The organism is Frankia sp. KB5 (assembly GCF_002099325.1).
GTDB lineage: Bacteria > Actinomycetota > Actinomycetes > Frankiales > Frankiaceae > Frankia > Frankia casuarinae.
The window spans coordinates 1-10,449 of the sequence record NZ_MRUJ01000277.1 but is presented as its reverse complement, the minus strand read 5'-3'; the positions used below and the strand labels follow the sequence as shown (position 1 = coordinate 10,449).

Here is a 10,449-nt window from a genome sequence, read left to right as displayed (position 1 = left end):
CAGCGCCCGCCCCCGACTCGACAACCGTCACGCACCGCAGCAAACCACCCCGACCGGCAGAACATCACCCACCACGACCATCAGGCCACACCCAGCCCCGAAGGCCGTCACCCCAAAAGATCAACAACGGGACTTCCGAATACGTACGCCCCCGCAGCCGGTCGCGTCGGTCTCCCTGACCGCGCTGACCGCGCTGACCGCATCGGCCGGGAGCGCGGGGTCCGTGGCGTTAACGCATCCGGCCAGGCCGGCGGATCACTCGGATCACTCGGATCACTCGGGACAACAGGCYGCTGATCCTGGCTTGGCCGCCGATAACGCACGAATTAAGCCTAATGAGGCACATCCGGCCATCGACGTCGGCGGTCCACCTGGGCCGGCCAGATCTTGACTGGCGGCGGATCGCTGCACTGGACAATTTGGGAACTCATGATCGGAAACTCATGATCGGGCACCTATGGTGGGGAACCTATGAGGGACGTACCGGGCGCACCCGGGCATGCCGCAACCTGCCGGGACGCGCCCGGGACGCCGGGGAGCCACTCTTGCGGGTGCCCGGTGGGAGACGGGAGAGCGCTCGATACCCTTACGGTGTCCTCGGGCGGGTGCGGTGGCGGTCCCTCGACGGTTGCCGCGGTCTCACGGACGTGTCCAACCCGTCGTCAAAGCCTGTCGGAGGCCCGCGATAGTGAATGCATTCGCGTCGAACACCCTCGCTCTCGGCCCTGGCGTCCTCAGCGCGGACAGCTTGGCCAAAGCGGGCCTGGCTGTCGTTCTGCTGATCGTCTTCGCGGAGTCCGGCCTACTGGTCGGGTTCTTCCTCCCGGGTGACTCCGTGCTGTTCACCGTGGGTATGCTGATCGCCCGCGACGAGCTTTCCACCCCGCTGCCGGTGGCGGCTGTCCTGATCGGGCTCGCCGCGGTGACTGGCGACCAGGTCGGCTACCTAATTGGTCGAAGAGTCGGTCCGGCGTTGTTCCGACGCCCCGACTCGCGGCTGTTCAAACAGGAGTACGTCGAGCAGGCACACGAGTTCTTCGAGAAGTACGGGCCGCGGTCCATCATCCTGGCGCGGTTTGTTCCCGTGGTCCGCACCTTCACTCCGGTTATCGCCGGCGTGAGCCGGATGAACTACCGCCTCTTCATCACCTACAACATCGTGGGCGGGGTGGTCTGGGGTTGCGGCATCACGGTTCTGGGTTTCTACCTCGGCAAGATAGACTTTGTACGGAACAACATTGAGCCGATGTTGATTCTGATTGTCGTCGTCTCGGTGCTTCCCATTGCTTTCGAATTTCTCCGGGCCCGCCGTAGGAAGCGGGCCGGGAACGGTGCCGTGCGGGAGGGCTCCGYTGGATTCGGCGGGAGTGCCCCGGTCGCCGACGAGGCTGAGACCTTCGCGGTACGGCCACGCCGCGGCGGCGGGCGTCACTCGGTCGCCCATCAACGTCAGACRCCGGGACTGACCGAGGCTGATCGAGAAGACCGAGGCTGATCGAGAAGACCGAGGCCGATCGAGAAGACCGAGGCCGATCGGGATACCCCGATGGTCATCGCGGCCGCGCGAACGGTTACCTGCGATGCGGGYCAAGTCGCGAGGACAGGTCCCGGCGGGCTCCGCACCGATACGGGGGGAGTCGGCGAGACGCCCGCCGGGACCCGTCAACCGTATCGGGTCAACGGGTCATTGTCGCCTCTCCTCGTCACCCAAAGGTGGGAACAGTCGCTGGTCGCACACCGAAAGCATCGTTTGTATGACGATCGTCTCACTATTGATGGGTGGTGCCGTGGCCTTGGGGACCATCGAGCGATCGCGGCAATCGAGCTGGTCACGGTCGGTGCAGTCTGCTGGTCACCGTCACCGCAGCCGGGTGACCGCAGCCGGTCGCGTCCGGACTCACAAGGCGTCCGGACTCACAAGGCGTCCGGCCCGCGTTCCCCCGTGTGGACGCGGGCGATGGCGTCGACGGGAAGGACCCAGATCTTGCCGGCTCCGCTGGCCGCCGATCCGCCCGATCTCCGGATCACCTCGATGACGTCCTCGACGTCGCAGTCCGCGACGACGCACTCGACCCGCACGGCGCTCACCGACTCATCGTGGAAGGTCTGCCCGCGATACGTCTGGGTACACCACAGTTCGATGCCGAATCCGGTCACCTGGCTGACCGTCATACCCTGAATACCGAAGGTCTCAAGGGCGGTGCGTACGTCATCGATGCGATGTGGACGCAGGATGGCGGTGACCAGTCTCACCGGGACCTCACCAGGTTGTCTGGAACCGCATGCCGACGGCCCGGCGCACCTTCGGGATGAGGTTTCATCGCGGAGAAGCGTAGAGCCGGCAAGCKACGGTTCCGTCTCGGGAATGTCATCGAATGGCGTAACGGAAGGAATGGTAGATGTCCCTGCTCGACCGCGGTACACCCCCCGACCCGTTCGACGTGCTGCCCGCCAAACCGCTGTTCACCGTGACCAGTACGGACCTCGTCGACGGTGGAGTCGTTCCGTCCGATCAGGTGCACACCAGCGCCGGGGGCGCCGACATCTCCCCACAGCTGGCCTGGTCCGGTCAGCCCGCCGAGACCAGGAGCTTCGTCGTCACCTGCTACGACCCGGACGCGCCCACCGGCAGCGGATTCTGGCACTGGGTCCTGGTGGACATCCCCGCGGCGGCGACCGAACTTCCCCGCGGCGCGGGCAGCGGCGACTTCACCGGCCTGCCCGCCGGCGCGTATCACGTGCGCAGCGACTGGGGCTCCAAGGCGTATGGCGGGGCCGCGCCGCCGCAGGGCGACGTACCGCACCGGTACATCTTCACCGTCCACGCGGTCGACGTGCCGAAACTAGAGATCAACGACGAGGTCTCACCGGCCGTCGTCGGCTTCAACCTCACCTTCCACACTCTCGCCCGGGCCGTGCTGCGGGTGACCTTCCAACGCTGACGGGGCCGCCCTGCCGGCGCGGCGAGATCCCCGGGGATCGTCAGCCGGTGGAGCTGGGACTGGGCTCCACAGGCGGGTAACCGAACCCGCCCGTGAGGTCGGCGGCCCGTGGGACGGCCGGGCCGCCGGCGAGCTCCCGGCCGGCGAGCTCCCGGTCGCCGAGGAGTTCGTCGGCCATCCGGCGCAGCCGGCCGGGACCGAGATCCGGCGGGTCCAGCTCGGCCGGATCCAGATCGTCGGGGGTCAGGTTAGTGTCGTCGACCTCGCCGTGCATCTTCGAGCCGTTGAGCACCACGGGGATCTCCAGGTCGCCGACGACGTGCTCGACGTAGAAGGCGCGGGCGCCGATCAGCCACAGGGCGTAGCCCGGGTCGAGCCTGGGGAGCAGGTCGGCGGCGACGTCGGTGAGCCCGAGCGCGGCCTGCGTGTCGGCGATCTGATCGGACGCCTGCTTGTAGAGGATCCGGATCGCGGTTTCGGCGAGCAGGCCTTTGGCGATCTCCACCGAGTCCGGCGAGGCGGACAGCAGGTCGGAGATGCGGTGGGCGACGATCGCGTTCGCGCATCCCCACTGTCGGGCGAGCTTCTGCTGGGCGGACAGCCGGCGGACGAGGCCGGCGAACCGCATCAGCCGCCAGCACTCGTCGTAGACGACGTAGCGCTGCACGCCGTCCTGGCGCATGAGTGCCGCTTCCATCCACGCCTGCGCGCAGGTCATGATCAGGGCGATCATCTCATCGCTGCCCTGGACCCGCTCCAGGTTCAGCACGGCGATCGGACGGTCGAAGTCCAGGGGAGAGGTGGTCGGCCCGTCGAACAGACCGCCCAGCGCGCCGTGTGTGAGCCGGCGCAGGGTCAGCGTGGCATCCCGGGAGGCGTCGCGCAGCTCGGTCGCGGTCATCGGGAGGTTGACACAGTCCTCCTCGGTTGGATCCGTCATCGCCTCCAGCACGTGCGGCAGGATCGGGGTTGCCCACCGGTCCGGGGACGCCCCGGTGATCTGCCGGGTCACGACGTCGAGAGCCAGGTCGACCGCGGTGTGCTCGGCCGGGGTGAGCGGCACCCCCTTCGCCGTCTCGATCAGGGACGACAGCAGCGCCGAACGAGCCCGCTTCACCTCACGGGCCCAGTCCTCGTCGGCGATGCCCATCGGACGGGGTGGGGCGTCGAGCGGGTTCAGCCGGGTGGCCATGCCGGGCCCGATGTAGGTGGGCTCACARCCGAGGCGCCGAGCCAGCCGCGTGTACTCGCCCTTCGGGTCACAGGGTACGGCGGCCTGGTAGCCGAACGCCGCCCCTCGCGAGATCAGCGTCTTCAGCAGCGCCGACTTGCGGGAGCCGACCGCGCCGAACACGGCGAAGTTCGGATTCTCGATGACCTGCTGGCGGTACAGCTCGAAGACGTCGAAGTCGAACGAGTTCCCGGACCAGACGTGCCGACCGATGTACATGCCGGGCGCGGCCAGGCCGGAGTCGACGACGAACGGGTAGATGCCGGCGATCTGCGCCGTCGTCTCCATGTGCGCGGGAAGCCGCAGCTTGTGGAACGTTCGCCCGCCGAACGGCCCGAACAGCCGTGGCGGCTGTGCGCCCCGGCGCAGGGCTATCTGGGCCCGGCGCATCGCAGCCTTCTCGGTGGCCGCCGCGGCCCGTTCCGCGCGCCGGCTGCGCCGGGGGGGCTCCGCGGATAGGCGTCCCTCGCGCCGCCGCCGCGGACCGCCGCCGAGGTCCACATAGCCCTCGGCATCGCGTCCCGGGTCGTGGGAGGTGGCCTCGTAGTCCGCCGCCTCGTAGCCGTCGGGGTCGTAACCGGTCTCGTCGTAGCTGGGCGGGTCGTCGAAGTCGCTGTCGTCGAAGTCGCTGTCGTCGAAGTCGCCATCGCCGAAGTCGCCGTCGTCGAAGTCGCCATCGCCGAAGTCGCTGTCGCCGAAGTCGCCGTCGGGGCCCTCGTCGTCGGGGCCGCCGGGGCTGCTGTCGGCGCGCTCGGGGTGACCGGCCACGGCTTCACCGGCTGGATAGCCGGCCGGCACGTAACCGCCCACCGCATGGCCGTTGCCCGCATGGCCGTTGCCCGCATAGCCGTTACTCAGCTGGCCATTGCCTGGCTGGCCATGGCTCGTGTTGCTGTTACCCGGATAGTTGTTACCCGGATAGCCGCCGGTCGGGTAGCCGGTCGGGACCGGGTACCCGCGCGCCGAGGCGTCGTCGTGTGCTGAGCTCACGAAACCCCCACCGCCAACGGTAGCGCTCCGACGCTGAAGCCCTGATCCTGCTCGCCGACGAGACGCACCATCTCCAACCGGCTGCGTGAGGCCAGCGTTTCGGCCTCACCGCAGGCGTCGGCGAGCCCGTCGAGGTCGTCGGCGGAGACCGTGACGAAGCCGTGGAAGCGGAAGGCGCCGAATCCGGCGATCAGCTCCTGCTCGCGGCGTTCGACCTCGTCGGCCTCGGCCACGTCGCGCTGGGTGGTGACCTTCCCGACCTTGTCCCGCATCTGCTGTTCACCGAGGTGCGCCATCCGCCGTCGGTTCACCGCCTTCTCCGCCTTCCGGCCGGGCAGCGGCTCGACCATCAGTGAAACCGTCCGCCGACAGGTCGTCTCCATCAGCAGCGGAGCGAGGAACGCGGCGGGGGAGGGCACACGCGGCCAGCCATTGATCCAGTACGTCGTGTGGAAGCCAGAGTCGGTGCGGTAGTGGTCCCAGGCGGTGACGGCCCGGACCGGGCCGGCGACCGCCGGGTCGATGCCGGACGCCAACCCCTTCAGGCCCCCGGCGAGGTCCGTACTCGCACCACCCCGCGCGTCAATCATCTCGATCGAGTACGGATCGTAGGTGGTGCGGATGACCGCGGCGAGCGCCCGTGGCGGCAGCCATCCGACCGTGTTGATGGACGCACGGGCGAGAGCCGCCTCCATCGTGCGCAGTTCGCCGAGCAGGACGGCGCAGGCCGCCTGGTCACCGCCCCCGGCCCGCTGGATCGCGCGCCGGGCGTCCCTGGTCCGAAGCTGGAACGAGAGGTAGGTCTCGTGTCGCTGCGCCACCGGACCCGCCGCGTCGATGACCTGTTGGTARGCGTCGGCGGCCCAGGAGTCGTCGTGATGCCCGCGGACCCGCCAGTGCCGCTGAAGCTGGTCGCCGGAGTCGGGCAACGTGCGTTCCAACCACTGGATGCGCGACAGTTTGCCGCCCCCGGCGGTCAGTCCGGCCAGCAGTTCCCCCCAGGCGTCCACCCTGGCCTGCTGGTCACCGGACTCCAGCAGGGCGAACTGGCTACCCTGCACCTGCAGGACGGCGGTGTAGGTCTGCTGCTTGGCATCCTTTACCACCGCCACGTACCGGCCGCCGCCGACCGGTACGGACAACATCACCAGCGACGACAGCGGCCCCGGGAGGACCGTTCGGCTGAGCTGGTCCTCCCCGGCGCCCAGCCGGAAGAACGCGCCACGGAACACCGTTTCGCCCGTCACCTTCTGCATCGTGAAGCCGAAGAGGATCGGCACCCACTGGTCGAGATTAYGATCCTCCACCCGGACGAACGCAACAAACAGGAGCGTTACTCCCACCAGTACCCAGAGTGGGATGAACAGGAGCGGAGAGCGAAGTGCCCCGAGCACACACAGCATCACGCCGATCATCAGGCCGAGCTGCGGCCAGCGCATGCCCAGCATGACTCCGCCGCGTTCCAGCGGTCCGAAGCGGTAACTGCGTTCCGCGATCATCGACTACCTCGCTACCTCGCTACCTCGCCACTCAACTACTCACGTGCCGCCGGTGCGGGACGGCGGCACCGCCGCCGTCATCTTCGGAGGCCGGGACGCCGGCGGGGGCACGGGTACCCGCCTCGTGGCCTGACCGGTCCCGCGTGCCCCGCCCGTGACGGAACCCGGGCGCATCGTCCTCGTGGCGCCGACCGGCCTGGAATTGCTGCCGACCGTGACCGTCGCCCTGGTGGGGGTGGCGGCTCTTGCCGGTTGCCGGGTACTGCCACCGCCGGCCCGGGGCCGGCCGGCCGTCGAGCCGCGCACCGCGGCCGTGGCGGCACCCGTCCGGGATGACGTGCCCGCCGGAGCGCCGAGGCCGCTGCCACGACCGGTCCGTAGCCCGGCTGGCCGGGGCAGCGCGGGCTCGCTGCCGACGCCACCGACGCCACCGGCGTCGCCGAGCATGCCGCGGTTGCGGGTCTGCAGCCGTGCGCCGATTCCGCGGAAAGTCTCCCGCGACGTCGATCCCAGCAACGCACCCGCCCCTTGGCCGAACGACGCCGCACTGCGCCGACCTGCCGAACCGACGGCGCGCATCAGGTGGATGTCGGCGAATCCCATCAGATGCAGCAGGACGAAGGGAGCGAACACCGCCGCAATCATCACCACGGCCCCGCCGAGGATCGTCAGTGTCTGATCGACTGTGGAGCCGCTCGAGTCGCTTGCCACACCGGCACCGAGTGTGAAAATCGCGTAAATAACCGGCTTCGCGAAAATCAGCGCCAAGAGGATCTCGGTCGCCCGCTTGATCCAGGCGCTCGTGGACATCGTCGGCTGCCCGGCCAGATACACCGGGATGAACACCGCCATCACGATGATCGCGACCTTGCGGATGTACAGCACSACGAAGAGCGCAAACGAGAACAACGCCACCAGCAGCGACAGCACGATGTCGAGTGCGAAGTTCCCCTGCTCCGGTAGGGCCCGCAGTTGGGTTACCAGGGCCGAGCCGAGTGGCTTCCCGTCACCGAAGGCGTCGGCGATCCCATCCGAGGCGGTGAGCACCATCTGTAGCAGGGTGAGTGCGACGAACGAGCCGAGGATCGCGGTGCCGGTGGAGGCGAGCGCGCGTGCGAAGATGTGAGGATCACCGCGCACGGCGCCCATGATGYAGGCGCAGATGAACAGGCCGGTGACGATCAGGACCRCCACCCCAAACGCGATGTTGTAGTTCTGGACGACGTAGTCGGCATTCAGGTTGATGGTCGTCTTCTGCGCCGCGAAGCTGAATACGGAGCTGGACAGGTCCGCCGCCATGCCGCAGAAGGCCTTGCCTGTCGAGTTGAAGTACGCATCCGCACTCCCCGCTATCGCATCCTTGATAGCACCGAGTGGATTGGGGTTGAAGGCCAGGATAATACTGCCTTCGCCTGTACCGCCGGACGTCATGAGACCGCTCCGATCAGAAGGAAACTCCGAAATTCCTCGGACCTCTGCTCAACGGGATCAGGACCATCCGGRCCATCGACGGCGTCAGAAAGTTTCCAATCTGTGCCATTCCAGCTCACCGTACAGAGGTCGGTTCCCCAGAAGTTGCGAGGCTTGTAGTTCGGCGATCCACCAATTATTCCGGCACTTGCATTGGACCAGATATATACTTTTGMCTCGTTGGGATTAAATTTTTCAATCTTATATCCGAGGGTTCGATAAATCAATTGAAAGTTCGGGGAATCTATGGATGTAACCCCGAAATTTTTTGCCGTCTTATTATTGACATCGATAAGAAGTTGGCTGAGCCGATTGGCGGTCGAGGGGTCTGCTATTGATTTAAAAATTTGCTTGAGGCGCGTGGGTTCGCGATTGATAGTTTTTCCGTATGCAGAAACGTAGTTGGCRCAGGCGCTGACGGCGCCGGCTTCGGTGTGGGGGTAGCCGACCGGGATACCGAACTCGTTGATCCGGGTGGGGACACCGGGGACTGAGGTGGTGGCGGCGGTGTTGGCCGGTTGGCTGGACGGTTTCGGCGAGGGGACCAGCGTCGGCGTCACTCCGGGCGGGGTAGCGCTCGGAGAGGTCTGCGGCGCGACGGACGCGGTATCCGGGCCATTCGAACCATTGTCTGGGACCACGTAACGGCCGATGACCAATCCGCCGATCACACTCACCGTGCCAGTGGTCACGATGATGATGATCAGGCGTCTGGCCGCCCACTCCACAAGGCTTACCAACGCCCACTCCCCTCACAAGACGGCACGGTCATCATCGCAATGTCCGCCCGCTGGTATCCGGGGAACAGGTCAGAAGAGCGTTGACGATGGGTCATGGACCACGCCGGGGTCAACGGCAACGGTGAGCTCTACGGCGGGTTGACGCTGGCCAGCCGGGTTRGGGTCGGGTGCGGTGGCCGTTGCACCGGTGGCAAGGAAGAAGTTGACGAAGGCTGCCGCGGCACCGACGAGGAATGCGAGACCGAAGCCTGCGATCACACCGCTCTTGCCGACCATCGACGCGCGTTCGAGGCCCATCCGTTCGCCGAGTGCCCATGCGATACCGCCCAGTAGCACAGCGGCGACCGCAGCGATCACCGCATAGGCCGCCAGGCCGTTGACCAGGTCTTTCAGAGCATTGATGCCAGGCGCCTTGGAGTCATCCGGTTTGACCTGTACCTCAGCGAGGACAACGGTCGCCTTGACGGCGGCGGCGTCCAGGATCATCTCGGTTCCTTTCCCACAGGCGGGGGGCCGCCCGGCCGATCCGGTCCGGCGATCCTTGTGGGTGCCGTTGGTGACCGTAGGTCGCCAAATGATACGCCCTGCGCCGCAGGGTGATCCTCGGTAGTCGCTCGTGGGCCGCCGGAAGCGCCAGAATCTGCACGGGTGGTGACCGCTTCCACGGCGCCGCCGGCCGCAGCCCCCGGCTGATCGACAGCGCCCGCAGCGGCCGTGACCTCGGCTTTCGCGAGAGTGAACAGGGCTTCCACGGCGGCCGCGGCCAGCTGGAGGTAGGCGCGGCGAGTACGTCGGCGTAGTCGAGGAATCCGCACCGGAGTATGCCTGCTGGGGTCGAGCCGGGCGTCGTACGGGATTCGGATCAGCGTGTCGACCTGGCGCCCGAGCCGGGCCGCCGCCGCGCGGGTCCGGGGCGAGGGACGGCCCCGGCGCGGCGCAATCATGGCTGCCACGATCATCGGCCCGCCGTGTCTGGCTGAGCCACCACCCGCCGCGTCCCGCAACGTACGCAGTCCGGTGAGTGTCGCCTCCAGATCGGCGGCGGTCGCGAGTGTGACGAGGATGATGAGGTCCGCGGCCTGGAGCGCCGCAGGCGTCAGCGGTGCCTTGGCCGGCGCGTCGACCAGCACCAGCGGATAGGAATGCGCGAGCAGGCCGAGCACGGACCGCAGTCCGGTCGGGGCGACGGTGTCGTCCGCGGGGACGACGGCGGCCGCCTCGTCGCCGGAACCGCCGCCGCCGTGCCGGTCGGATCCTCCGCCAACACCGCGTCGCACGGGAAGCACGTCGAGGTCCCTGGTGCTGCCTGCGGGACGACCGCTGATCATCAGAGGTAGATCGGTCACCGTACTGTCGGAGGCTTGCCGGCGGGCGACGTCGGCGACCGTCGTCGTTCCGGCCGCGCCGACCCGGATCGCGAGCGGATCACCGCGTGGTTCGTCCTCGTCCTCGGTGCCGGCGCCCACAGGCGACGATGGCGCCCCCCCGGGAGACTCCCCCGGCCAGAGATCGACCGCGAGGACCGGCTGCGCCCGCACCCCGGCGAGGGTCAGCCCGACGACCCCGGCAAGGGTGGT

Annotated in this window: 8 protein-coding genes and 1 pseudogene; 2 read left to right on the top strand and 7 right to left on the bottom strand. The window is 67.8% G+C overall.

From position 1 onward, the window contains the following. Positions 1–688 precede the first annotated feature (688 nt). Positions 689–1,495: a VTT domain-containing protein gene (locus tag KBI5_RS22005; RefSeq protein WP_085016317.1), complete on the top strand. Its 807-nt coding sequence runs from the start codon at positions 689–691 to the stop codon at positions 1,493–1,495. Between the two features lie 419 nt (positions 1,496–1,914). Here KBI5_RS22005 and KBI5_RS22000 read toward each other — a convergent pair whose 3' ends face one another. Then, the gene (locus tag KBI5_RS22000; protein WP_085016316.1) at positions 1,915–2,253 is read right to left on the bottom strand and encodes a P-II family nitrogen regulator; all 339 of its coding nucleotides are present in this window, start codon (positions 2,251–2,253) and stop codon (positions 1,915–1,917) included. Between the two features lie 146 nt (positions 2,254–2,399). Here KBI5_RS22000 and KBI5_RS21995 point away from each other — a divergent pair, with 146 nt between their 5' ends. Next, positions 2,400–2,942 (top strand): YbhB/YbcL family Raf kinase inhibitor-like protein, encoded by a 543-nt coding sequence (locus KBI5_RS21995; RefSeq protein WP_011434509.1) that lies wholly within the window; start codon positions 2,400–2,402, stop codon positions 2,940–2,942. A gap of 40 nt (positions 2,943–2,982) precedes the next feature. Here KBI5_RS21995 and KBI5_RS21990 read toward each other — a convergent pair whose 3' ends face one another. The 6 genes and pseudogenes from KBI5_RS21990 to KBI5_RS26610 all read right to left on the bottom strand — a co-directional run. After that, positions 2,983–5,163 (bottom strand): conjugal transfer protein TraC, encoded by a 2,181-nt coding sequence (locus tag KBI5_RS21990; protein ID WP_085016315.1) that lies wholly within the window; start codon positions 5,161–5,163, stop codon positions 2,983–2,985. Then, positions 5,160–6,662, bottom strand: a complete 1,503-nt coding sequence (locus tag KBI5_RS21985; protein WP_085016314.1) for an SCO6880 family protein — start codon at positions 6,660–6,662, stop codon at positions 5,160–5,162. Before KBI5_RS21985 ends, KBI5_RS21990 begins: the two co-directional genes overlap by 4 nt. Before the next feature lie 39 nt (positions 6,663–6,701). Next, positions 6,702–8,093 (bottom strand): hypothetical protein, encoded by a 1,392-nt coding sequence (locus KBI5_RS21980; RefSeq protein ID WP_085016313.1) that lies wholly within the window; start codon positions 8,091–8,093, stop codon positions 6,702–6,704. Next, entirely contained in the window at positions 8,090–8,872 is a 783-nt protein-coding gene (locus KBI5_RS21975; RefSeq protein WP_085016312.1) for a hypothetical protein, read from the bottom strand. Before KBI5_RS21975 ends, KBI5_RS21980 begins: the two co-directional genes overlap by 4 nt. Before the next feature lie 69 nt (positions 8,873–8,941). Continuing rightward, on the bottom strand, positions 8,942–9,358 hold the full coding sequence (locus tag KBI5_RS21970; protein WP_011434514.1) for a DUF6112 family protein: 417 nt from the start codon (positions 9,356–9,358) through the stop codon (positions 8,942–8,944). Then, a pseudogene (locus KBI5_RS26610) lies at positions 9,355–10,449 on the bottom strand (hypothetical protein); the annotation flags it as partial. The gene KBI5_RS21970 and the pseudogene KBI5_RS26610, both read right to left, overlap by 4 nt.